Below are 23,587 nucleotides of genomic sequence, written 5' to 3'. Positions count from 1 at the left end.
TGTAGAGTCAACTCGTCCGGTGTCACCCTGCACACTCGCGGTGTGCCCCGTTCCGTCCTGTTTCTCACTTCTTGAGGTGGGGGGACGAACTCGACGTACACTTCGGCCGCTTTGTCCGAGCTCCGCCACACGCTGCTCTTCGTCGACGACGAGGCCGACGTCCTGGACATCCTCACGCGGATGTTCCAGCGCCGGTACCGCGTCCTCACGGCCCGAAGCGGTTCCGCCGCGCTGGAAGTCCTGAGAAAGGAGCCGGTGGACGTCCTCATCACCGACCAGCGGATGCCTGAGATGACGGGCATCGAACTGGTGGCCACCGCGCGCGCGGAGGGCTTCGACGTCACCGCGCTGCTGCTCACGGGGTACACCCACCCGGACGACATCATCGCGGCCATCAACCAGGGGCAGGTGTACCGGTACATCACCAAACCCTGGGATGTGAATGACCTGCTCATCACCGTGAAGAACGCGGTGGAGTACACGCAGCTGCGCAAGGACAAGGAGCGGCTGATCCGCCAGCTCCACCAGCGCGTGGAGGCGCTCTTCGTCCTGTACGAGGTCAGCCGCGCCAGCGCGAATGATCCGGCCAGCTACGACAACATCATCGACCGCGTGCTCATCGCCGTGGCGCGCGTGCTGCCGTACGACTGCGGCGCGGCGCTCATCGCGCCGGACGAGGCGCGCAGCGCGACGCTGCGGCTGCGCTGTCAGGGCATGGTGGGGGAGAAGGCGCTGCTGGGCGTGAAGGAGTCCATGCTCGGTGCGTACCGCAAGAGCAGCGGCCTCCTGCTGCCCGAGGACCGCGTCATCACCCGCGTGGCGGGCACCACCACCCAGGACGCGGCGGCGCCGTCGGTGTACCCCAGCCAGCTCACGGTGAACCTGGTCGCGGGCGGGCGCCCGGTGGGCATGCTGTCGCTGTTCAGCCAGAGGCCGGACGCCTTCTCCGAGGACGACGGCGTGTTGCTGGACGTGCTCGCCAACCAGACGGCGGACGCCATCCAGTCCCTGCGCTCGGCGGAGGAGGAAGCCCGCCACCGCATGGAGCGGATGGTGGAGTCCATGGCCGACGGCGTGGTCCTCACCGACGAGAAGAACGACATCGTGGTGATGAACCCGGCGGCGCGGCGGCTGCTGCACGCGGGGGAGAACCCCGAGGAGCAGACGACGCGGCTGATGGAGGAGCGCCTGGGCTTCCAGCCCTTCCACCTGGTGCGCGGCTGGGAGTACGGCGGCGGGCAGGTGCTGCGCGAGGAGGTGAAGCTCTTCGACCGGCACGTCCAGACGACGGTGACGCCGGTGACGGACGCGCGGAACACGCTGCGGGGCGTGTGCGTGGTGCTGCGCGACATCACCGAGCAGAAGCGGCTGGAGGAGCGCAAGGACGAGTTCGTCTCCATGGTGAGCCACGAGCTGCGCACGCCGCTGACGTCCATCTCCGGCGCGCTGGACCTGGTGCTCAACTTCATGGCCGGCGACATCAACGAGCGGCAGCGCCGCTACCTGTCGCTGGCGCGGGACTCCACGGAGAAGCTCAACGCCATCGTGGACGACCTGCTGGACCTGTCGAAGTTCGCCAAGGGCCGGCTGCGGATGAACTTCGAGGTGTCGTACCTCGACGAGCTCGTCCAGCGCGTGGTGGAGAAGTACGGCCCGGCCTTCGGCGAGAAGCGCGTGCTGGTGAAGCCCGTGCTGCCGCGCCATCCGCTGCGCGTCCTGGCGGATCCGAACCGCTTGGACCAGGTGCTCAACAACCTGCTCAACAACGCGGTGAAGTTCACCCCGGAGGGAGGGGAGGTGCGGGTGGAGATTCACGCCACCTCCAGCCTGCCGGGCTACGTGGTGGTGTCCTGCTGGAACAGCGGAGACCCCATCGCGGAGGAGAGCCTGGAGCGCATCTTCGACCGCTTCGAGCAGGCGCGCACCAAGGCCAACCGCACCGTGCGAGGCACCGGCCTGGGGCTGGCCATCTGCCGCAACATCGTGGAGGCCCACGGAGGCCGCATCTGGTGCGAGCCGTGTACGGACGGCGTGCGCTTCATGGTGGTGCTGCCCACCGAGCCGCCGCCGGAGCTGCGCCGCGGCGACGACGTGGCGGACGCCATCCAGCTCCCGCGCCGGCAGGAGAGCCGCGGCCGGGTGCTCATCATCGACGGCGAGCCCGAGGTGGCCTTCATCGCGAAGGCGCTGATGGCCGGGCGTGGCTACGACGTGCGGCTGGCCTTCGACGCGGAAGACGGCCTGGCCGCCGCGCGCCGGTATGCCCCCGACACGGTGATGGTGTCCGTGCGCCTGCCGGACGTGGACGGGCTGCGGCTGGCGGAAATCCTCCGGCACGACCCGGAGACGCGCCGCGCGCCGCTGCTGGTGTCCTCCGCCTTCGACGAGCGTCAGCGCGCCTTCCGCGCGGGCGCGGATGCCTTCCTGGTGCGCCCGTTGGCGCCGGACAAGCTGCTGGCCACGGTGGACTCGCTGGTGCGCGGCCGCCAGGGCCCGGCGCACGGCCGCGTGCTGGTGGTGGACGACGATGCGAAGATCGCCGCCATCTGCCGCGAGGTGCTGGAGAACATCGGCTTCGACGTGGCGCTGGCGGGCTCCATCGAGGAGGGACGCCGCTCCCTGCGCGAGCGCCGGCCGGACGTCGTGCTGCTGGACGTGACGCTGCCGGACGGCGATGGCTTCGTCTTCCTGGAGGAGATCAAGGCGGAGAGCGCCGGTGGCCACATCTCCGTCATCTTCATCTCCGCCCGCGCGGAGACGTCCTCCAAGGTGCGCGCGCTCAAGCTGGGCGGTGACGACTACCTCACCAAGCCCTTCGACGCGCTGGAGTTGGGGGCTCGCGTGGAGAGCGTGATGCGGCGCAAGGAGCAGGAGCTGTCGGCCTCTCCCACCACGCAACTGCCGGGCTCCACCGCCATCGAGCGTGAGGTGCAGCGGCGCCTCTCCGCGCGCCGCCCCTTCGCCTTCTGCTACCTGGACCTGGACAACCTCAAGGCCTACAACGACTACTACGGCTTCGCGAAGGCGGATGGCGTGGTGCGCCAGACGGGCGACCTGATGCGCGAGGTGTTCGCGCAGGACGGCGCGCCCGGTGACTTCCTGGGCCACGTGGCCGGTGACGACTTCGTCTTCATCACCTCGCCGGAGTCGGTGGACCGCATCTGCCAGAAGGCCATTGAGACGTTCGACCGCATCATCCCGCTCTATTACGACCGGCAGGACCGGGAGCGCGGCCACATCGAGGCGGAGGACCGCTACGGGGAGAAGCGGCAGTTCCCCATCATGAGCGTGTCCGTGGTGGCGGTGATGACGGACGGAACGCAGGACCATGCGGAGTTGGCGCGGCGCGCCGCGGACATGAAGAAGCGCGCCAAGGCGATTGCGGGCTCCGTCTTCCTGCGCAGTGACCAGGAGCGGGTGGTACGCTCCGTGGCCGGATGAGGCTCTACCAGCAACTCGTCCTGTTCATGCTCGCCGCGACGGTGCTTCCCCTGGCCGCGGTCGGCTTCCTGTTGCTTTCGCGCGCCGAGGCCGAACTGGCCGCCCGAATCGACGCGGAGCAGCGCGCGCAGGCCGTCGCCACCGCCGAGTCCGTGGGCGCCACCATGATGGAGGTGGTGGACGCGCTGGCCCGCTCGGCGGAGCTCATCGACTGGCAGGCCGCGAGCGACGCGGAGACGCAGGGCGCGCTGCGGCTGCTCTACGGCCAGTCGCCCGCGGTGAGCGCGGTGCTGAAGCTGGACGCGGAGGGCCGTCCCCTGGGCGCGCCCGTCTTCCGTGCGCAGGCCATCGACGGGCACCCGGCCTTCGCTCCGGAGTCCCTGGACCGGCTGGTGCGCTCCATCCCCGTGCAGACGCTGCGAGGCGGCGGCAAGGGCCAGGCGGCGCTGGGCAGCGCGTACGTGCACTCGGACGAGGGGCGCTCGGCGGTCGCCGTGGCGGTGAAGCTGGCGGAAGGCGAGGGCGCGCCCTTCGCCGTCGCCGAGGTCGTGCTCCATCCGCTGGAGGCGGTGCTGCGCAGGCGCCAGGGCGAAGGGCTGGGACGCATCCACCTGGTGGACGAGGAGCGGCGCGTGCTCGCCAGCACCGCGCCGGAGCGCCGGGGGCAGGCACTGGCGCCGGAGCTGAGCGCGCACCTGTTGGCCCCGGCGCTGCCGCTGACAGCGCTGGTGCGCAGCTTCCGCGTGGAGTCACCGGCCCGGCGGGTCAGCGTGGCGCGCGTGCCCCATGGCATGCGCTTCGACGTGCTGGTGGAAGTGGATGAGTCCACCGCGCTGGCGCCCGTGCACGGCATGCGGCGCACGGTGCTGCTGTCCATTGGCGCCACCTTCCTGGTGCTGCTCGGGCTGGGAGCCCTCTTCACGCGCCGCCTCAACGTGCGGCTGGCGGAGGTGGTGCGCGGCGCGGAGGCCTACGGGCGTGGCGAGCTGGACACGCGCTTGAAGGTCTCCGGCCAGGATGAACTGAGCGAGCTGGCCACCACCTTCAACCGCATGGGCGAGGAGCTGGAGGCGGCGCGTGCCCGGATGCTGCGCTGGAACGACGACTTGCGCGTCCGCGTGGAGGAGGCCACCGCGGACCTGAAGGCGGCCCAGGCGCAGTTGGTGGAGGCGCAGAAGCTGGCCGCGGTGGGGCAGCTCGGCGCGGGCGTGGCGCACGAAATCAACAACCCGCTGGCGGGCATCCTCGGCAACGTGCAGTTGCTGATGCTCGACCGAGGCGCCGCCGACCCGGATTTGGAGTCGCTGCGGAAAATCGAGCAGAGCGCCAAGCGCTGCAAGGAAATCACCCAGAACCTGCTGCGCTTCTCCCAGCAGCGCGAGCGCGCGGAGCTGCGGCCGGTGGACCTCAACGCGGTGGTGCGTGACGCGCTCAGCCTCACGGAGCACCAGCTTCGCGGCGACGGCGTGGTGCTCACCAGCGTGCTGGGAGACGGGCTCGCGCGAGTGCGCGCCGACCCGGGGCACTTGTCGCAGGTGGTGCTGGCGCTGGTGTCCAACGCGCGCACCGCGATGCTGAATTCACCCCAGAAGCGGCTCACCCTGCGCACGGGCGAAGTCGGCGGCTTCGGCTTCCTGGAGGTGGAGGACACGGGGAAGGGGATTGCCCCCAACGTCCGCTCCCGCATCTTCGAGCCCTTCTTCACGACGAAGGACGTGTGGTCCAACGTCGGGTTGGGGCTCAGCGTGGCTTGGCGGGTGGTGACGGAAGCGGGCGGGAGCATCGAGGTCCGCTCGGAAGTCGAGCAGGGCAGTTGCTTCACCGTGAAGCTGCCGAAGGCGTGAGGCCCCTTGGGGGGCCTGTGATAGCTAACGAGGCTGCCCATGGCTGATTCCCGCCCATCGCGCCGTCAGGCGCCTTTCTTCATTGGCCTCGTGCTGATTCTCGCGGCGTTGCCAGTGGGGTGGCTCGTCTTCCTGCGCCGGCCACCTCCGCCGCCACTTCCTCCCGCCGCGCCGCCCATCGTCGAGGTGCCCGTGGCGCAGAAGCCGCTGGTGCTGGAGCTCACGCAGGTGTCCGGCACGGTGGAGGTGCAGAACACGGACGGCTCATGGCGCGAGGCCACGGTGGGCATGGCGCTGCGCCGGGATGAGCGCGTGCGCACCGATGACGGTTCGTACGCCATGCTGATTGGCGGCGAGGCGGTGGAAGTGCACATGGACCCGGGCACGGAGATTTCCGTGGACGAGCTGACCGAGTCGCTGTCCCGCATCCTTCTCTCGCGCGGTATGGCCACTGCCGTCGTGCGGCCGGGGCAGCGCCACACCTTCGAGGTGAAGGCGGCGAACGCGGACGCCAAGGCCACGTTGCAGCAGGCCGGTGCCTTCACCATGAGCAACAACGGCGACGGCACGGTGGCGGTGGGGACGCGTGAAGGCGAGGTGACGCTGCTCGGTCAGGGCAAGGTCGTCATCGTCCGCGCGGGCCAGCAGGCCGTCGTCCGCCCGGGGCAGGCGCCGTCGGAGCCGTCACCCATCCCCACCAGTCTCCTGCTCAAGGTGGACTGGCCCACCGAGCGCACCCGCCGCGAGCGTGAGCTGGTCGTGCGTGGGCAGACGTCACCGGGCAGCCGCGTGGAGGTGGATGGCGTCACCGTCAAATCCGATGCGGAGGGAAACTTCCAGCGAAAGGTGGTTCTTCGCGAAGGCCGCAACACCGTCGATGTCCAGGCCTATGGCGTGGGGCGGACGCAACAGAAGGACAGCAAGGACGTCGTCGTCGACACCACGCCGCCGCCGCTCAAGACGGATACCGAGAACATCTGGAATCAGCCGCGCGACGACTGACCCAGCAGCCGTGGGTGCGAGCGGGTGTTCGCCTTGACCCACGGCAAGGGGCCTCCCTACACTTCGGGGAGGAGTCATTCCTGTTCAAGGGCAATCCCGGGCGAAAGCCCAGGTGCGCAAAGCCGCGGGGCCTGAAGTCCGGCCGGCCGTGACCGCCGTGGGAAGTCAGCACCGGACAGGTTCCGGGCCCACTGCGCCTTGGGCGGGGCATGGGTCTTCATTTCGGAACCCCCGGGAGGTCCTATCCGATGCTGCGGACACTGGCCCTGAGTTGCTGCCTGTCTTCCCCGCTCGCCTTCGCCTCCACACCGGAGCTCCGCACCCTGACGGGCACCCTGCACGTGGTGGCCGGCGGCCCGGGTGACCAGACGGACCCGCACGTCAGCGGACCGCTGGTGGCCTATACGAACGAGTCCCGCGGCACGAGCGAGATTCGCTACCACGACCTGCGGACCTCCGCGGATGCGGCCATCCCCAATGGGGGCGCGTTCGACTTCGTGTCGGACATCTCGGACGGCACCATCGTCTTCACGCGCGTGAGTACTTCGAGCGCCATCTACACGTTCGACGTGGCCGTGGACGCGGCGCCGCGGGAGCTGGCACCGGAGGCGGGCAGCAGCCGGCGCTCCGCGGTGATTGGCGGCCGCACGGTGGCGTGGCAGGACTTCGGCTACACCGGCGTGACATCGCAGCCGGAGATTGCCGTGTATGACCTGGACCAGGGCACGCTCACCCGGCTCACGGATGACACGTTCCAGGACCGCGCGCCCGCGGTGTCGCCGGATGGCTCGACGGTGGTCTGGGCCAAGTGCGACGAGCAGGGCCTGCGTTGCGACATCTGGCAGGCGCGGCGAAGCGCCTATGGATTCAGCTCACAGGCGCTGACGGGCAGTGAGGGCGAGGAGTCGCAGCCGGACACCAACGGGGACATCGCCGTCTACGCCAGCACGCGGACACTCGATGGCGTGACGGACCGGGACATCTACTGGAAGCCCCTGAACGGCGGCACGGAGCAGCGGCTGGCGCTGCCGGGCATGGACGCGAATCCTAGCATCAGCGGTTCGCTGATCGCCTTCGAACGCAGGGACCCGGTGAAGAACGACTTCGACATCGTGCTCTACGACTTGAGCACCGAGACGCTCTACGCCATCACCGAGACGCCGGAGAACGAGAGCCTCACCGACTTGAGCGTGGACGCGGACGGCACGGTGCGCGTGGTGTGGACCGTCTCGGAGAACGGCGACTTCAACGTCCATGCCTTCACCTTCAAGTTGGATGATGAGCCCGGGTGCAAGCTCGCGGCGGTGGACACGCCGTCCCCCGAGGCGGTCTGCGCGCGGCCCGGTACCTGGCCGTTGCTCGCGGCGCTGGAAGTGGCACGGACCAGTGGTCAGCCCAACGGCGTGGCGCTCGGGTTCGCGGGGACGGGTGAGGGCGTGTTGTGCGTGGACAACGGCTACAACGGCGAGGACTCCACCGCGGGCTGGGTGTGGATCAACGGCCGCGAGCTGGTGGACCCGTCTCGCTTCAAGCAGGGCGTTCCGCTGGTGGCCACGCGCGCGCCGCTGGATGGGCACAACTCGCTGGCGGCGCTCATCTCCGGCAAGCCCGGCAGCGCCTTCCGGCTGCGCGTCTATGCTCCCCCGCCGTGTGTCAGCCCGTGGCGGACGCCTCCACGGGCGCCCGCGTCATTCCGGGGCGTGCGCTGAAGGCGGTGTCATCTTCGTCCTCGGCGGTGTCGCCGGCGACCTTCGTGCCCGAAGGGCCGGTGCGTGACACCGCGCTTCGGGGCTGTAGCACGGGCGGCGGGCCGCTGACGCTTTCCGGGGTGATCCTGTTGCTGGCGTGCTGGCTGCGTCCGAGCGCGCGGATGCGGAAGGCGCTTCGGCACAGCCACCGCGCCCTGTAGACTGACGCGGCCCTGAACCGGTTTCTCCTCTTCGGATTGTTGCTGCTGTGTGCCCCGGCCTGGGCGGACACGCTCGAGATACTCGGGCCGTCGTCCGCCGTGGCGCCGGATGGATTCCCCGTGGCGCTCGTCCGCAAGGATTTGGCGGGCCGTCCGGTTCCGATGGGGAAGCCTTCGGTGCAGGCAGACGGCGCGGAGCTGCGAGAGGACACCGAGGAGCCGCCGCTGCGCACGTTCGTGGTGACGCCGCGTCCGGGCGCGCGTGACGTCGTGGTCCGCGCGAGCGTGGATGGACTGGCGGCCCAGGCGCGCTACGTGCTGGGGCCACCGGCCGCCGAGGTGCGGCTGGCGCTGGAGCCACCCGCACCCGTGAAGGGCAAGGACACGGAAGCGCGGCTCACCGTCCAGTTGGTCCGGCCGGATGGCACCGCGGATGACAGCGGCGCGCCTCCCGTGGTGCGGGTGAGCGTGGGCCGCGTGGAAGGGCTGGAGCGGACGGGGCCCGGCACGTATCGCGCGCGCTACGTCCTGCCGGACACGCGTTACCCCGAAGTGGCCATCCTGGTGGCCTTCTCCGCGTGGCCCAGTCCGCAGTCGGTGCATGGGGCCTACGGGCGCGTGCTCGTTCCGCTGGCCGCTTCCGTGAATCTGCCGGGAACGACGGAGCCCGACGCCGAAATTGCCATCGACATCGCGGGCCAGACGTTCGGTCCGGCGGTGGCGGGGCATGACGGCCGCTTCCGGGTGCCCATCATCGTCCCGCCCGGACATCGCATCGGGCAGGGGCGGGTGGTGGACAAGGTGGGCAACGTGCGGCGGATGCCCATTGACCTGAGGCTGCCGCCCACCGATGGCCTGGCCTGCGTGCTTCAGCCGCAGCGGCTCCCCTCGGACGGCGTGTCCCAGGCCCGGCTGGTCTGCGCGACCAGTGATGCCATGGGCCGGCCCGTGGGCGATGCGCGCGTCACGACGCAGGTCCGCCACGGCACCTTGCGCGGCCCCACGCGCGCGCCGGGAGGATTGCTGGAGTGGCGCTACACCGCGCCGCGGAAGTTGGTGAACGACGAGCGCATCGAGGTTGCGTGGCCTCAGCGAGGGCCCGGCTCGCGCGAGTCTCCGGCGCTGGAGTTGGTGCAGGGGCCCGTCGCGACGACCCGCCTCGAAGTGGGTGAGGCGCTGGTGCACCACGGGGCTCGCACGCGTGTGGAAGTGACGGCGCGGGATGCCTTCGACCGTCCCCGGCCGGGGGCGACGGTGGAGCTGAGCGCGCCAGTGGGGACCTTCGGTCCGGTGGAGGAGCGACAGCCGGGGAACTTCATCAGCGCCTGGGCTCCGCCGGCCACGGGGGCCGCGACGGACGTGGACCTGCGCGCCCGCGCGTGGGGTCCTTCGGGCCATGAACCGGCGCGCATCACCGTGTGGCGGGCCGCGGGCGAGCTGTACGCGGGCGTGTCCGACCTGGCGGGTCTGCCGGTGCCGGGACAGCCGCTGCGTGTGGATGGCCGCGAGGTGACGACGGGCACGGACGGCACGGTGCGCCTGGGGCCCGCGCGCCCGGGAACGCTGGAGATTTCGCACGGCGTGTGGACGGGCCTGACGCGGACGGTTCACGTGTTGGGCCCGGATGGGCCTGTGTTTCCGTTGGAGCGCCCGCTGGTGTCGTCCGCCGCGTCCCAACGCGTGCGACTGGCACCTGAGATTCCGGTGAACGTGCGGCTCACGGTGAGCGGGACGCGGGTGACGTACTGGGTGGAAGATGCAAACGGGCAGGTGCTGACGGGGCGCGAGGTGTTCGTCTCGCTGACGGGTGGTCAGCGAGCCGAAGAGCGGGTGGAGGAGGGGCGCACCTCCTTCACCGTGCGAGCGCCGGGACCGGTGAGTGTCTCTGTCGCGGATGTCGCCACGGGCGTCACGGCGTTGGCCGAGGTGCGCCCATGATGCGCATGCTGGCCTGCCTGTTCTCCGCCGCGATGTTGGTGCCGCTGAGCACCTGGGCGCAGGCGCTGTCGCAGGACACTCCGTCGCAGGCCTCCACCATCGCGGGCCGGGTGTGCCAGGACGTGGACGGTGATGGGCTGTGCGGCGCGGATGAGCCGGGCCTGCCCGACGTGCGGTTGGTGCTCACCACCGGCCGCGATGTCCGCACGGACGCGCGGGGCCGCTTCCACATCACCGGCGTCGATGCCCGCGTGCCGGATTCGGTGGGTGGGCTGCACCTGCGGCCAGGGCGTCAGCGGTTGAAGGTGGACACGCGCTCGTTGCCGGTCTCCAGCCGGGTCAGCCCGGAGGCGGCGACGGTCGAAGTCCCCTGGGGCGCCGTCGTCCTCCAGGACTTCGCCGTGCGCAGCGTCACGGTGGAAGCCGCGCCCGTGCGGCTCTCCTTCAGCAAGGCACCGCCCATGGCGGAAGTCGCGCCAGGGCAGGGCGTCGTGCACTTCCGTGTCGCAGGACAGGCCTCCGCGGGCGACGCCGTCACCGTGTCGGGGGTGGCAGCCCAGGTGGACGAGAAGGGCGCATGGCAGGCGCAGGTGCCGCTCGTCGAGGGAGAGAACCCGCTGTCCATCACCGCCACGGGGGCCCAGGGCATGGTGCGCCTGTACCGCCAGCGCGTGGACGTGGTGCCGCGTGACGGCGGCTGGTTGGTGGCCCCCAGGCCGATGCTGCCCCTCGCCACGCTCCAGTTGCCCGCGGGCAGTGACGCGCCCGCGGCCAGTGGCGCCTCCCGCGTGCAGGTCGAGGCGCCCGTGGGGACGCGCGTCCGCACGCCCGAGGGCGAAGTCGTGGTGGGGCCCGAAGGCCGTGTGGATGTCCCGGTGGTGTTGTCCCCGGGGCGCAACCAGTGCCCGTGCGGCTGTCGCCGCCGGATGCTCCGCCTCGTGACGAGACGCTGGAGATTGCCGCCGCGGTACGTCCCTTCGCCGTGGGCCTGCTGGACCTGGAGGCCACCTATGCGCCGCGAAATGGCGACGTGCAGCTGCGGGGACGCGGCTCTGCTCACGCGGAGCTCCGGCTGGGCGCGGTGGACCTGGTGGGCGAGCTGGACCTGCGCGACACGGATGGCCGCACGCTGAACGGTGCCAGCCTGCCGGACTGGCTCCGCCCGCGCATGCCGGAGCGCTTCGACCGCGCCGCCGACCCGGACCTCGCGCCCGCGGAGTGGGGTGACGACTCGGTGTCACTGACGCCCAATGCCTCGGAGGCACGTCTTCGGTTTGAGGCGCGCCATGCGGAGCACGGCCGCGCGGGCCTGGGCACCTACCGCGCGCAGCTTCACGACCGAGAAGTGGGCCGTTATCACCGTCCGCTTTTCGGCCCCTACGCGGAGGTTCATGCCGGCGAGGATGCGGCGCGCGTGGGCGTGAAGGCGTTTGGCGGGAGCCTGACGGACCCGGTGCGGCAGGTGTCCGCGGTGCCCGCGCACGAGGAGCTGCGCGCCACGGGCGGAAGCCTTTACTACCTGGGCGCGGCCTCGGTGGCGGAGGGCTCCGAGCTGGTGCGCGTGGAGCTGCGGGATGGCGTCACCGGCCTGCCGCTGGGCGAGCGGCACCTCATTCGCGGCATCGACTACGACATCGACTACTTCGCCGGCCGCATCCTCCTGGCGCGTCCGCTCTCCTTCCTCGCGGGCGAAGCCTGGCTGCGGACCAGCGCGCCCACGGAGTCACCTGAGCCGGTGCTGGTGGTGGACTACGCCGCGCTGCGCATCGCGGACGCGGGCGACACGGCGGGCGGTGAGGTGTGGGGCGAGTGGCGCGGCTCTCGGCTGGGACTGGGCGCGGTACGCGAGGGCCGGGAGGGACGGCCGTACACGCTCTACACGGGACGCGCGAGCACGGCGCTCGGTGGTTACCGCATGGCAGCGGAAGTCGCGTCCAGCCGTGGCACCGCCGTGGATGCTTCGTTCTTCGGCGTCTCGGATGACGGTGGCCTCAGCTTCATCCGTCCCCGGCGGGACGTGGGCACCGGCGCGGAGGCCGTGAGTCTCCAGCTGTCAGGTCCCGGGCTTCATGGCGAGGGCTCGGTGGACGCGGCGTTCCGCCTGCGCGGGCGCGGCTTCTCCGATGGCGCACACACCGACGCGGCGCGCTTCCGGCAGTCGTCCATCCGTGTGAGCCAGCCGCTGGGCAGGCTCCGGTTGACGTTGCTGGCGGACGAGCGGAGCTCGGCCGATCCGCGTGAGCCGTTCGTGGACAGCCCGTTCTCCGCTCGCGTCCTGGCCGCGGGTGTTGGTTGGGAAGAGGCACGGTGGGGCGTGCGTGCGGAGGTTCGTGACTCGCGGTTGAACGCGGCGCGAGCGGCGGGCGTGGGGCCCACGCTCTTCGGTGGTCGCACCTCCGCGGGCGTGGCGGGCTCACTGCGGGTGTTCGAGCGGCTTCAGCTTCGCGCAGCGCACCGTCAGGCCCTGGCCCTGCATGGCGAAGGGCCCGGACGCTTCGATGACACCTTCACGTCCGCGGGCGTGGATGTCGAGGTGGACCGGACCACGCGCGCTGGGGTGTTCGGAGGCTGGGGACCGGAGCTGGGCCCCCGGGCGTGGGCCAACGTCGAGTCGCGGCGGGGGCAGGACGTGTTCTACGGCGGTTACTCCGTCGACGTGGACGGCCCTGACTTCGGCGCGGGACGGACGCTGACGGGTGCCCGCACGGAGCTGCCGGAGAGTGGCACCGCGCTCTTCGTGGAGGATGTGGGCTCGCACGACGCGACGGCCGTGCGGCTGGCTCGCGCCGTGGGCTTCCAGCAGCAGGTGACGGGCGGTTTCAGCGTGGGCGCGCGCTACGAGCGCGGCGTGCGCAGCCTGTTGGACGTGGACAGCCCGCTGCGGCGCGAGGCGGGCGGTGTCTTCGGGCAGCTCGTCCTGGCGCGCTTTCGGCTGGATGGGCGTGTGGAGCTTCGCCGGGAGGAGGGCACACCGGAGCGAGGCGCGGCCACCGCGGTGGACCGTCTGCAAGCGGTGGTGGCCCTGGCCGCGCAGGCGCAGTTGCTGGAGGACGTGACGGCCTCCGGGCGGGTGGACTTCGCGCGCACCGTCAACGCGGACGTGCTGGAGACGCGGCTGGTGGAAGGCTACGCCGCGGTGGCGTGGCGTCCGGGGCCCTGGCTGGTGGTGGCGCGTTACGGCATCACCCGCGAGCTGTTGCCCGGCGTCCGGTCCGCCTTCGGAGACCGGGCCTTGCAGACGCTCTCCCTCTTGCCGGCGGTGCGCCTGGGCGACCGGCTCTCCGTGGCGGCGGGTCTGCATGCAGGGCACACCCGGGCGGAGGACTCGGGGCGTTGGGTGTGGACGGGCACCATCCGTCCCGCGGTGCGAATCGTGGGCGGTCTGGAGCTGGGCGCAGAGCTGGCACGGCGAACGGCGTCTCCCGAGGGCGAGCGGCTGACCGCGCTCCGTGCGGAAGTCGCCTATCGGGTCGATGAGCGGCTGCGCTTGGCCACCGGGTACACACTCCTGGGCTTCAGCGGCTTGGGTTTGTCCCCCGACTCGTCGGACAATCAGGACCGGCTCTACCTGCGAGCCGAAGTGGCCTACTAGGAGCAATCCGTGCGTCCCCTCGTCATCATCAGCCTCTGCCTGGGTGTTGCCACCGCGGCACGCGCCGACTGGGACGTGAATGAGGTGCCGGGCATCGCCCGCAGTGTGGACGTCTTCGCTCCGGGCAGCTACTCGGTGAGCACCTCGACGCAGACGGAGCTGTTCGAGAACGGCATCCAGTCCGCCGTCTTCCTGCACAGCGACGTCTTCGGCACGTTCCTGTCTCCGATGGGCTGCTTCGCCGTCGTCGTGCGCCCAGGTGATGTCATCAGTCACCAGAACTGCCGTGCGGCTGGAAACATCATCCCCCCGGACCCGGTGAACACCGTGGTGGGCATCCGGCGGGTGAAGCACACCCCGTCAGGTACGGGCTATGCCTCGGTGGCCCTCTCTGACGGTGGACTCTCACTGCTGACGGCATCAGCGGGGCTCGCAGGCCCCACGCCCTGGACGTTGCTGAGCGCCGGCGCGGGCCTCTTGTCCTCCACGGACGTGCTGGGCGTGGTGGAGACTTCGGATGGCGCGCCCCATGCGCTCTTCAGTGTCACCGGTGTCACCCGGACGGAGTTCCTCTGGTACACGCGGGACAGGCGTCAGGCGCAGATGGTCGTGCCGTCGCACCTGACCAGCAAATCCCCGCGCACGGTGGACCTCTTCGCTGGAAGCGGACCGCATCCCATCGCGTTGTTCGGCAATTCGGACGGCCTGTTCCGCGGACAGTTGGACCCGGCCGGGACGACCTTCTCCACCGTGATGTTGCCCGACGGCATGCGCGACGTCAGCATCACCTCGGTGGACGTGAACACGGGCAACGGCAGCGTCCATGGCGAAGGCTTCGGCCTCGCGGTGGGCGTGGATCCCAGCGGGGAGCCCGTGGTGCTGGGGGCCGTGCCCGCGAGCAGCGCGGACAACGCGGGGACTCAGTGGCGGGTCCACCCGGCCTTCGAGGGCTCGGCGCTTCCGGGCGCTTCGCAGGCGACGCCGCTCGAGGTGTCGTGCATCGGCTCCTCGTTCTGCCTGTTCATCCTGGACCAGCCGAGCTTCAACGTCGTGACGTACGTCAACGCCAATGCCCCCGTGCTGGACGTGGGGCCCTCGCCCATCGTGGTGAACGAAACGGGGACGGCGACGGCCCGGTTCGTCGCCACCGACATTGACTTAGATGCGGTGCGCGTGTCGGTGGATGCATCGTCAACGCCGGGCGCCGACCTGGTTGGCGTCAACATCGTGGAGCACCCCGACCAGCTCGACGTGACGCTCGTTCCGCAGCGGCCCGTCTGCAAGGACGAAGAGGGGCTCCTGCGGGTCTACGCCTCGGACGGGCTCGCGTCCCACGACGTGCAGGCCACGGTGGCCTACCGGGTGGTGAACACCCAAGGGCCTGCGCGGCCCACGGTGTTGCCCTCACGGGAGTCGACCACCGCGTCGGGCGCGTCGCGGGTGTTCACCGCGCAGCCGGCGAGCGAGGCCTGTCCGGCGGTGCGCTACGTCTGGTCTCCCGTCTCAGGACAGTCGGGCGCACCGCTGCTCTCCACCGATGGCGGCGCCCAGGCGACCTTCACGCCGCCGGAGGTGCTGTGCCAGGCGTCGGGTACCAGCTACGCGTACGAGGTCCGTGGCGTGGATGAAGGCGGCCTGACGTCCAGCGCCGCCGCCATCTTCACCGTGGACGTCGCGCCCTGGGGCCGGCCGCTGGTGCCCTTCGCCTCGGGCTGGGAGCGGACGCTCACGTCGGGCCCAGGGTCCAGCGTGGACGTGGTCCCCGATGCGCTGCACACCTGCGAGGGGACGCCCGAATTGCCGACCGTGGACACGGAGTGGCGGCTGAGCGCTTCCGGTTCGGGCATTCCCGACGGTGTCACCGTGAGGACCGCGGACGGAACGGCTGTCACGTTGCACTCGCCGGTGTCGAGCGAGCGCCTGCGCGTCGAGGCCGCGGAGTGCGCGTACGGGACGCTGGCCCTCACCGCCAGGAATCGCATTCCCGTCACCGGCGGTGGCACGCAGGACAGCGCTGACGCCGAGCTTCGCGTTCGGGTGGAGCCGTCCCTGGAGGACGTGGCCACGGGCAGCCTGGAGCTGGGCGTGGTGCCGTCGGGCGAAGGGGACGTGGACATCGCCCTGGACACGTCGCTGAACTGCGTGGACGCGCGCTCGCTGAAGGCGCGGATGTTCCTGGAGACCCTGGGCGGCGAGGCGCTGGACTCGGCGGTGGTGCCGGTACCCGGGACGTGGCGCCCCGCGCTCCCGCGCTCCTGCACCGTCGAGTCCTACCGCGTGCGCGGCGAGCTCTTCGATGACAGTGAGGGGCCGGTGCGAGAGGGCGGCCGTGCCCAGGCGGAGATTTCCAACCAGCCCCTGCCGGCGCGGCTGGGAGCGCTCGAAGCCGGGGGCTGGTGGCACGTTGTGGCGAAGGCGCGAGCGCCATGCTGACGCAGACGATTCCGGCCGATGCCTGCGGCGACGTGGCCATCTCCTGGTCCCAGGTGGCGGGGCCCGCGCTGTCAGAGGTCTCCCTGGCGGGCCCGCGCGTCACGGTGAGCACGCAAGAGACGGGGCTGGAGGCCCTGGTGGGCCAGTCCATCACCCTGCGCGTCCTCGCCGACGCGGGCGGCAGCAACACCGCGACCACGGATTACGTGCTGCCGATTACCTCCGAGCGCTTCGTGGACGTGCGTCACACGATGGAGTCGCCCACGGCGTCGGAGAAGGGGCTGGTGGGCGTGGTGGTGGAGCTGCGGAACACCTCCACGTGCGAGGTCGGCGGCCTCCACTACCTGGAGAACGTGGACGGGCTGGAGTGGGTGCCCGGCAGCGTGAAGCTGGACGGCGTCGCGGTGGAGGCGCGGGCGGTGGACGGTGGCTTCCGGGTGGAGGACATCCGGCTGCCTGCGCAGGGGACGCAGACGCTGACGTACGTGGGCCGCTCGCCGCTGCTGTCCACGCCGCGGCTGGGCGGGGAGATGACCCTCAACGGCGTGCCCGTTTCGGGGGATGCCGCGGTGCCGCCTCCGACGTCGGGATGCGGCTGCTCGGGAGGGGTTCGGGCGCGGCCGTCTTCGGGCTGGCGGCGCTGGCGCGGGTGCTGCGCCGCCGGAAGTAGGGCGGCGCTTACAGCCCGAAGCTGATGCGGTGACGGCGGCTCGGCGTGTCGGGCCGCTCCTCCAGTACCCCGAGGAGCTCCAGTCCCCGCAGCGTGGCCAGCGTCTGCCGCTCCGGCAGGTCGGTGAGGGCGAGCAGATCCTCCACCGTCTTGCTGCCGTCCGCATACGCCAGCACCAGGGCCTGAGCCCCTTCGAGCTTCAGCTCGTGCAGGCCATAGGGCGCATCGGCGGTGGGGAACAGCCGGCGCGAACGCGGCATGTGCCGACGCAGCGTCACCAGCGTCTCCGTCTTCGCCACGCCCTCCAGCACCAGGTCACCGGGGAAGACGGACAGCTTCACCAGGTCCGTGCGGCGGGGGCGCATGGCACTGAAGCCGTAGCCGCCTTCCTTCCACGTGAAGGTGGACCAGATGATCTCCTTCACCTGCTCCACCAGCAGCTGCTCTCGTTGGGCCGCGTCCATCAGGCCCATGCGCAGCATGGCCTCGCCGGTGCGCAGACCGTGCTCCTTCGCGAAGGCGGCGACCTCAGCGAGCCGGGCCTCGGGCAGCACGCCCTGGCGGATGCAGAAGCGGCCGAAGCGCTCGGCGGCGAGGTTGGACGCGGCGTACACGACGCGGCCGGACTCGAAGTAGACGACCTTGAGCACCTGGCCCTGCTGAAGCTTCAGCTCGCCGTGGTGGCGGGCCTCGTAATAGGCGTTGAGCAGCCGCGCGACGGTGGCGTCCTCCAGGACGCCTCCCAGGGACCAGTCGGGCAGCGCGCGCTTGGGCGGCGGCGGAGTCGAAGGCGCGGTGCTTTCGCTCCAGACCTGCTCGCGCCTGCCGAAGGGCAGGGGGAGGGCGTGCTCCGTGTCCGCGGGCTCTGGCAACGGGTCGGTACTGGGGACGACCTGCAGGGGCTCGGCGGCGTCGCTGGGCTCAGGGGGGAACTCTTCCAGCACGATGAGGTCCTCGGTATCGAGCAGCTCGTCCAGCAGCACGCTCTCCGCGATGGGCGGGGGAGCGCGGGGTTGAGGTGCAACGCCACCGGCCTGCTCCAGGGCCTCCATGACGGTGATGAGCTCGAACGGCTTCTCGAAGAAGGTCCGGGCGCCGTGGACCTGCACGGCCTCCTGCGCGAAACGGTCCCCTTTGTACACACCGCTGACGGCGATGGCGGGGATGCCATGGGCACGCAGCGCGGCCAGCACCTCGCTGCCCCGGATGTCCGGGAGCAGCAGGTCCACCAGGGCCGCGTCCCAGTGTTGTCCGGGGCCGAGCGCCTCCAGCGCGGCCTCGCCGGTGGCCGCGGCTTTCGCGTCGTGTCCCCGGCTTTGCGCCAGGGCGACGATGAGGGAGGCCAGCTCGTGGTTGTCTTCGACGATGAGCAGTCGCGCCATGGGCGCGCAGACCATAGCATCCGCGTCATGGACGTTCAGGGCTTCCACCACGTGGCCATCCAGGCGCGGGACATCGAGTGTGTCACCGGCTTCTACAGAGACCTGCTGGGCTTTCCGGAGTTGACCCGTCATCTCCGACAGGACGGCTCCCTGCGGAGCATCTGGGTGGGCGTGCCTGGGGGCGGCTTCCTGGCCATCGAGGCGGCGGGCGGCGAGCCCGTCTCCACGCCGTTCCGCCACGAGGCGCCGGGCCTCCTGATGCTGGCGTTCCGGATTCCGAAGGCCGCTCGGGCGGGCGTGGTCGACACCTTCACCCGCGCGGGGGTGCCGCTGGAGCATGAGACGCGGTGGTCGGTGTACGTCCGGGACCCCGAAGGCAACCGCGTGGCGCTCAGTCATCACCCGGAGGACTAGACGCACCGTCCCACGGGTGCGGGTGTGCTTGCGGAGCGGGACGGGGCACGGCTACAAGCGGCCCCATGCGCCTGGGTGAGCAGCTCCTGAAGGATGGTCTCGTCACCGCCGAGGGACTCGAAGAAGCGCTCGAGGCCCAGGTGGTGCATGGCGGGCGGCTGGGAACGAACCTGGTGGAGTTGGGCCTGCTGTCGGAGGTGGACCTGGCGAAGTCGCTGGGCAAGGTCCACAACAGCGCGTTCGCGTCCGGGGAGATGGTCCCGGACCCCAAGGCGATGGAGCTGGTCTCCTCGAACCATGCGGACGACAAGGAGTACCTGCCCATGCGGGTGGACGCGACGCGGCTGAGCATCGCCGTCGTGAACCCGCACGACTTCGCGACGCTGGACGCGATTGCCTTCAAGACGGGCAAGCGCGTGGTGCCGGTGGTCATCCCCGAGTTCCGGATGAACCAACTGCTGCGCCGCTACTGCAAGGCGTTCCGGCCGCTGCGCGCCATCGACATGAACGCGGTGCGGCCGCGTCCCTCGGCGGGCTCGCAGGCAGAGCTGGCCAAGGCCGCGGAGACGCCGCCAGATTTGATGAGCGAGGAGGAGTTCCAGTCCGTCTACGCCTCCGCCCTGCGCGGTGGCGCCGACTACGACGGGGACATGGGCGAGGAGGAGATCATCACCGGCGTGGAGGTGCTGGAGGCCGCGCCCGAGCCTCCGCCCGCGACTGTCCGGCCGCAGGTGCCCGTGGCTCCGCCGCCGCCACCTCAGGCCATCGTCGTCCCACCGCAGAGGGTTCAGCCGCCCGTGCCACCCCCGACGCCCGTGCTGGGCGGTACGCCACCGCCTGTGCAGGTGCCGCGCGCACCGGAGCCGCCGCCGACGCCGCTGACCTTCGCGGAAGCGCAGGCGGAGCTGGCGCGCAGCTCGGACCGCGAGGACGTGGCGCACACGGTGCTGCGCTTCGCGCTGGGCAAGTGGAAGCGGAACCTGCTGCTGTCGGTGCAGGGCAGCCTCGTGACGGGCTGGCACGGCATGGGGGTGGGGGTTCGCGACGCGGTGGTACGCCGCATCGGCGTACCGCTGCGGGAGCAGAGCACCTTCCGGCTCGTGCGGGACACGCGCTCGCACTACATCGGGCCCGTCCGCCGTGATGCGGCCATGGGCGTGTTCTACAAGCTGCTGGGGGACGGGTTCCCGAAGACGGCCGTCATCCTCCCGCTGCTGGTGCGCGGCAAGGTCGTGCACCTGCTCTATGTGGACAACGGCCCGGACGAGCTCACTCCGCCCGACGTAGGCGAGCTGCTCATCCTCTCGCAGAGCGTGGGCCGCTCGTACGAGGCGATGATGCGGCGCCGCAAGAGCGCGTAGGACGTCGCGCGCTCGCGGCGGAATGGCTCAGGTGGACAGCTCCTCCACCTGGAACGTCATGCCCGCGCGGCGCAGCCGCTCCACCAGTCGCATGCCCATGGCGGAGGCCGGCGTGAGCACGCCGCCCGTGGTCGGATTGTCGTCGAAGGCGAGGCACAGCGCGGACTCGGCGAGCATCCGCGACGTGGCCGCGTAGCCCGGGTCCCCCTGCGCCGCCACCTTGCCCTTTAGCCGCACCTGCTTGCCCGTGCGGGGGAGGTGCCTTCGCCGCGAAGCTGCGCGACGAAGAAGCCCTTCTCCCGGGCCTCCGGAGACGGGCCTTCACCCGGCGCGGGCAGGACCTTCTTCTCCAGCAGCGTGCGCAGGGGCTTCACCTGCATCGCGGCGACGACGCCTCCCAGGCCCACGGTGACGCCCGTGGCGCGAAGCAGGCCCTTGGGCCCGGCGCCGTAGCTGGCGACCTCCGCGTACCGGAAGTTCTCTCCCCACGGGTGACCGAGCAGCGCGTTGCTGCGCCGGACGACGCGCGTGTTCACGGCCGCCATGAAGAACGGGCCGGTCCACTGGCCCAGCTCCTGGCTGTAGTGGACGCCCAACTCGTCCTTGGATTCGGGCCGCCAGCGGCCTGGGGTGGGGTCCAGCGCATGCGGGTGGGCCATGAGCTTCCGAACCGAGCGGTCCGTTGAGGCTTCTTCCATCGCCTGCACCATGCTCGCGGCCGTGCCACCGCTGGCGCCTCCGCGCATGGGACCCATGTAGAGGCGGACGGCGTCCAGGTGGCCGCCGTGTTGCTCCCGCATGTGCTCCTGCATCATCAACACGCCCAGGTCCGACGGAATCGAGTCGAAGCCACAGGTGTGGACGATGCGTGCGCCGCTCTGCCGCGCCTGCTCGTGGTGGGCGTCAATCATCCGCCGCATCCACTGCACTTCACCCGTCAGGTCGCAGTAGCTGACGCCGGCCCGAACACACGCCGCGACGAGCTCGCTGCCGTAACGTGCGTAGGGGCCCACCGTGGTGCAGACCACGCGGGTGCGAGGGACCAGGGCATCCAGCGACGCGGCGTCGCGTGCATCCGCGACGAGCAGCGGTAGCTCCGCGAAGGAGGGCGCAATCGCCGCCAGCCCCTGCCGGACCTTCTCCAGCTTGCCGAGGTCGCGTCCCGCCAGGGCCCACCGTGCGCGGTGGCTGTCCTGGGTCCTGGCGAGGTATTCGGCGACCAGTCGCCCGGTGAAGCCAGTGGCGCCCCAGGCGATGATGTCGAACTCCGTGGCGGAGGTGTTCATGGGCGCGGGAGTCTGGTCGCGCCCCGAAGGCACCGCAACCGCGGCGTGAAACGAGTGTTCACGCCGCGGAGATTGCTACCCCGGTTACTCCTCTTCGGGCTTCTCGAAGTTGACGTCGAAGGTGACGCGCTGGCCCGGCTCCACCTTGAACGTCTTCTGCCACCGGGAGTTGTTCACGATGACCAGGAGCTGGTGCGTGCCTTCGTACAGGTCCAGTTCCTCGATGGGGGCGGCACCGACGAGCCGGCCATCCACCGTGACAATGGCGCCCTCCGGGGCGCGTACGTTCGCGAATCCCTTGTTGAGGAAGATCTGCTGCGACGAACGGCCACCCGCCGGCACGGTGATGACCCGCGTCGTCTGGATGCCGAGCACCGGGTTGCTGAGCGTCAGCACGTGACGGCCCGCGGGCACGGCCGCGGAGACCGGCGTGCGGCCCAGGTACTGGCCAGGAATCGAGACCTCCACGCGCGGGTCCACGGTGACGTCCAGCGTGCCCATGGGAATGCCGGCATCCACGGGGCCCGCATCCAACGTCACGCCGGCGTCGACGGGCAGGGCGTCGGTGACGCCCGCGTCCTCGATCTCGGACTCGATGTTGGACGGCAGCCGGCTGAGCACGACGGCCCCCGCGCCCACCGTGAGTGCCAGACCGACGCTCACGAAGGCCATCCAACTGCGCGACGGTTTCTGCGCGGCGGGAGGCGCCGTGGGGGCCGCGTGTGCGCCCGTGCTCGTCGGGCTGGTGGGCACAGCGGTTCCTGCTGATGCCCCCGTCCCCGTGGCGCCGGGATGCGCCTGAGTGCCTGCGCCCGGCTGATGCTGTGCGCCCGCGCCGGACTGCGCCTGTGCGCCTGCACCAGACTGCGCAGGAGCGCCCGCGCCGGACTGCGCAGGAGCGCCCGCGCCGGACTGCGCCTGTGCGCCCGCGCCGGACTGCGCCTGGGCGCTAGAGCCTGAATGGGCCTGAGTGCTTGCGCCGGACGGATGCTGTGCTCCCGCGCCGGAGTGGGCCTGTGCGCTTGCGCCCGCTTGTGACTGGCCACCTGCACTGGACTGAGTCTGTGCGCCCGCGCCGGACTGAGCCTGTGCACCGGCCTGCGCCTGGCCACCCGCACCGGACTGCGTCTGGGCCCCCGCCGAACCAGCGCCGGACTGCCCAGCGCTGCCCGCAGCCGATGCCGCCTGCGCGTTGCCACTGGCCGCCGAGCCACTCCCAGCCTGCGCACCCGAACCATCGGCCGAGCCCGAGGCATGCAACTGTCCCGGCAACTCCGGCCACTTCGCGGGCATCAAGCCCGGGGGCAGGGCGCCGCGCGCGAGGAACTCAGCCACGGCGGGCGGAGAGATGCCAGCCTTCTGCATCACCTCGGCGATGCCCGTTTCAATCACCCGCCGCCGCGTCGCGCGAGCCTCGCTCTCGGGCGGGAAGTACTTCGACAGGAACTCCGAGAACTCCGCATGCGTGGGCAGCGAGCCGACGGCCTCCACCACGGCCTCGCGGAACGCGAGCGCCGTCGGATACCGCTCCTTGGCCCGCTTCGCCGTTGCCCGGCGCAGCACCGCGTCCAACTTCAGCGGCACGTCCTGCGCCATGGGCGGCAGCGAGCGCGTGAGCACGGCCTTGTCCGGGTCCGCCGCATCCTTGAAGGGAATCTTCCCGGAGAGGCACTCGTGCAGCACGAGTCCCAGGAGGAACACGTCGGACTGGACGTTGACCGCCTCGCGTCCACCGAGGAGCTGCTCGGGCGCGCTGTACAATCGCCGGTTCTTCACGCGCTTGCCACCGCGCTCACGCGGAGCCACGCCGAGCGCGCCATAGCCCGTCACCTTCGTCAGACCGCCGAAGGAGATCATCAGCGTCTCGGGCCGGACGTCACCGTGCACGAAGGGCGTGCCGTCGTCATTGCCCGCGACGTGCGCGTAGTGCAGACCCACGGCGGCATCCGCCACGACGAGCGCCGCGAAGTGCGGCGGCAGGCGGGGTGGGCCTCCAGCAGGCGACGCAGGGGCTCGCCGTCAGCGAACTCGGTGACACGGGCCAGTCCGCCATCTTGCTCGGCCAGGGCGTGGACACGGAGGATGTGCGGATGCTCGAAGACGAGCGCGCGAGCCGTCTCGCGACGCAGGGTCGCCTTCAGCTCGGGGTTCTGCACGACATCTTGCGGTGCCCAGATGAGCACCACGGGACGGGGAGACGCGCCGTCCTCCAGGGCGAGTCCGAGGAAGGCACGTGAGCCTTCCCCGGCCAGCAGGGGACCAAGGGATTGGTAACGGACGGAACTCATGACACCGCATGTTAGTGCGAGTCACGC

At 70.9% G+C, this 23,587-nt stretch carries 13 protein-coding genes and 2 pseudogenes; 11 read left to right on the top strand and 4 right to left on the bottom strand.

Annotated elements, in window-relative coordinates; all coding sequences use genetic code 11:
- Positions 1–111 precede the first annotated feature (111 nt).
- The 9 genes and pseudogenes from QEG98_RS23615 (at position 112) to QEG98_RS23575 (ending at position 16,854) form a co-directional block, all read left to right on the top strand.
- Positions 112–3,441: a response regulator gene (locus QEG98_RS23615; protein ID WP_090490845.1), complete on the top strand. Its 3,330-nt coding sequence runs from the start codon at positions 112–114 to the stop codon at positions 3,439–3,441.
- Complete coding sequence (locus QEG98_RS23610; RefSeq protein WP_316562911.1) at positions 3,438–5,285, top strand: ATP-binding protein; 1,848 nt, start codon at positions 3,438–3,440, stop codon at positions 5,283–5,285. Before QEG98_RS23615 ends, QEG98_RS23610 begins: the two co-directional genes overlap by 4 nt.
- Positions 5,286–5,324: 39 nt before the next feature.
- Entirely contained in the window at positions 5,325–6,287 is a 963-nt protein-coding gene (locus QEG98_RS23605) for a FecR domain-containing protein (protein WP_316562910.1), read from the top strand.
- Between the two features lie 248 nt (positions 6,288–6,535).
- Positions 6,536–7,996 carry a hypothetical protein gene (locus QEG98_RS23600; protein WP_316562909.1) on the top strand — a complete coding sequence of 487 codons (1,461 nt, stop codon included), beginning with the start codon at positions 6,536–6,538 and terminating at the stop codon, positions 7,994–7,996.
- Complete coding sequence (locus QEG98_RS23595) at positions 7,948–8,196, top strand: hypothetical protein (RefSeq protein WP_316562908.1); 249 nt, start codon at positions 7,948–7,950, stop codon at positions 8,194–8,196. The genes QEG98_RS23600 and QEG98_RS23595 overlap by 49 nt, the downstream gene beginning before the upstream one ends.
- Before the next feature lie 36 nt (positions 8,197–8,232).
- Positions 8,233–10,134 (top strand): hypothetical protein, encoded by a 1,902-nt coding sequence (locus QEG98_RS23590; protein ID WP_316562907.1) that lies wholly within the window; start codon positions 8,233–8,235, stop codon positions 10,132–10,134.
- Positions 10,131–13,726: pseudogene (locus tag QEG98_RS23585) on the top strand (flagellar motor protein). The gene QEG98_RS23590 and the pseudogene QEG98_RS23585 overlap by 4 nt, the downstream one beginning before the upstream one ends.
- 9 nt (positions 13,727–13,735) lie before the next feature.
- Positions 13,736–16,159: a hypothetical protein gene (locus QEG98_RS23580; protein WP_316562906.1), complete on the top strand. Its 2,424-nt coding sequence runs from the start codon at positions 13,736–13,738 to the stop codon at positions 16,157–16,159.
- Positions 16,153–16,854: a hypothetical protein gene (locus tag QEG98_RS23575; RefSeq protein ID WP_316562905.1), complete on the top strand. Its 702-nt coding sequence runs from the start codon at positions 16,153–16,155 to the stop codon at positions 16,852–16,854. The genes QEG98_RS23580 and QEG98_RS23575 overlap by 7 nt, the downstream gene beginning before the upstream one ends.
- Here QEG98_RS23575 and QEG98_RS23570 read toward each other — a convergent pair.
- A complete protein-coding gene (locus tag QEG98_RS23570; protein ID WP_316567950.1) occupies positions 16,838–18,226 on the bottom strand; it encodes a response regulator in 1,389 nt (462 codons plus the stop codon). The genes QEG98_RS23575 and QEG98_RS23570 overlap by 17 nt on opposite strands.
- 12 nt (positions 18,227–18,238) lie before the next feature.
- Between QEG98_RS23570 and QEG98_RS23565 the strand changes: the two genes are divergently transcribed.
- A complete protein-coding gene (locus QEG98_RS23565; RefSeq protein WP_316562904.1) occupies positions 18,239–18,625 on the top strand; it encodes a VOC family protein in 387 nt (128 codons plus the stop codon).
- 65 nt (positions 18,626–18,690) lie between these two features.
- Positions 18,691–19,986, top strand: a complete 1,296-nt coding sequence (locus QEG98_RS23560) for a hypothetical protein (RefSeq protein ID WP_316562903.1) — start codon at positions 18,691–18,693, stop codon at positions 19,984–19,986.
- Between the two features lie 27 nt (positions 19,987–20,013).
- Here QEG98_RS23560 and QEG98_RS23555 read toward each other — a convergent pair.
- The 3 genes and pseudogenes from QEG98_RS23555 to QEG98_RS23545 all read right to left on the bottom strand — a co-directional run bounded on the left by QEG98_RS23555 (position 20,014) and on the right by QEG98_RS23545 (position 23,560).
- A pseudogene (locus QEG98_RS23555) lies at positions 20,014–21,272 on the bottom strand (saccharopine dehydrogenase family protein).
- An 84-nt stretch (positions 21,273–21,356) separates the two neighbouring features.
- A complete protein-coding gene (locus QEG98_RS23550) occupies positions 21,357–23,225 on the bottom strand; it encodes a PEGA domain-containing protein (protein ID WP_316562902.1) in 1,869 nt (622 codons plus the stop codon).
- On the bottom strand, positions 23,129–23,560 hold the full coding sequence (locus QEG98_RS23545) for a hypothetical protein (RefSeq protein WP_316562901.1): 432 nt from the start codon (positions 23,558–23,560) through the stop codon (positions 23,129–23,131). The genes QEG98_RS23550 and QEG98_RS23545 overlap by 97 nt, the downstream gene beginning before the upstream one ends.
- Between the last annotated feature and the right edge of the window lie 27 nt (positions 23,561–23,587).

Origin of the sequence: Myxococcus sp. MxC21-1 (assembly GCF_032612255.1) — a bacterium.
In the GTDB taxonomy this organism is placed as follows: domain Bacteria; phylum Myxococcota; class Myxococcia; order Myxococcales; family Myxococcaceae; genus Myxococcus; species Myxococcus virescens.
Note: the sequence above shows the minus strand (reverse complement) of the source record. Positions and strands in the feature narration are given on the sequence as shown.

Excerpts from the sequence above, each read along its gene's own strand:
- QEG98_RS23610 (WP_316562911.1), top strand. The coding sequence starts at position 3,438 with ATGAGGCTCTACCAGCAACTCGTCCTGTTCATGCTCGCCGCGACGGTG.
- QEG98_RS23605 (WP_316562910.1), top strand. The coding sequence starts at position 5,325 with ATGGCTGATTCCCGCCCATCGCGCCGTCAGGCGCCTTTCTTCATTGGC.
- QEG98_RS23600 (WP_316562909.1), top strand. The coding sequence starts at position 6,536 with ATGCTGCGGACACTGGCCCTGAGTTGCTGCCTGTCTTCCCCGCTCGCC.
- QEG98_RS23575 (WP_316562905.1), top strand. The coding sequence starts at position 16,153 with ATGCTGACGCAGACGATTCCGGCCGATGCCTGCGGCGACGTGGCCATC.
- QEG98_RS23570 (WP_316567950.1), bottom strand. The coding sequence starts at position 18,226 with ATGGTCTGCGCGCCCATGGCGCGACTGCTCATCGTCGAAGACAACCAC.
- QEG98_RS23565 (WP_316562904.1), top strand. The coding sequence starts at position 18,239 with ATGGACGTTCAGGGCTTCCACCACGTGGCCATCCAGGCGCGGGACATC.
- QEG98_RS23560 (WP_316562903.1), top strand. The coding sequence starts at position 18,691 with ATGCGCCTGGGTGAGCAGCTCCTGAAGGATGGTCTCGTCACCGCCGAG.
- QEG98_RS23545 (WP_316562901.1), bottom strand. The coding sequence starts at position 23,560 with ATGAGTTCCGTCCGTTACCAATCCCTTGGTCCCCTGCTGGCCGGGGAA.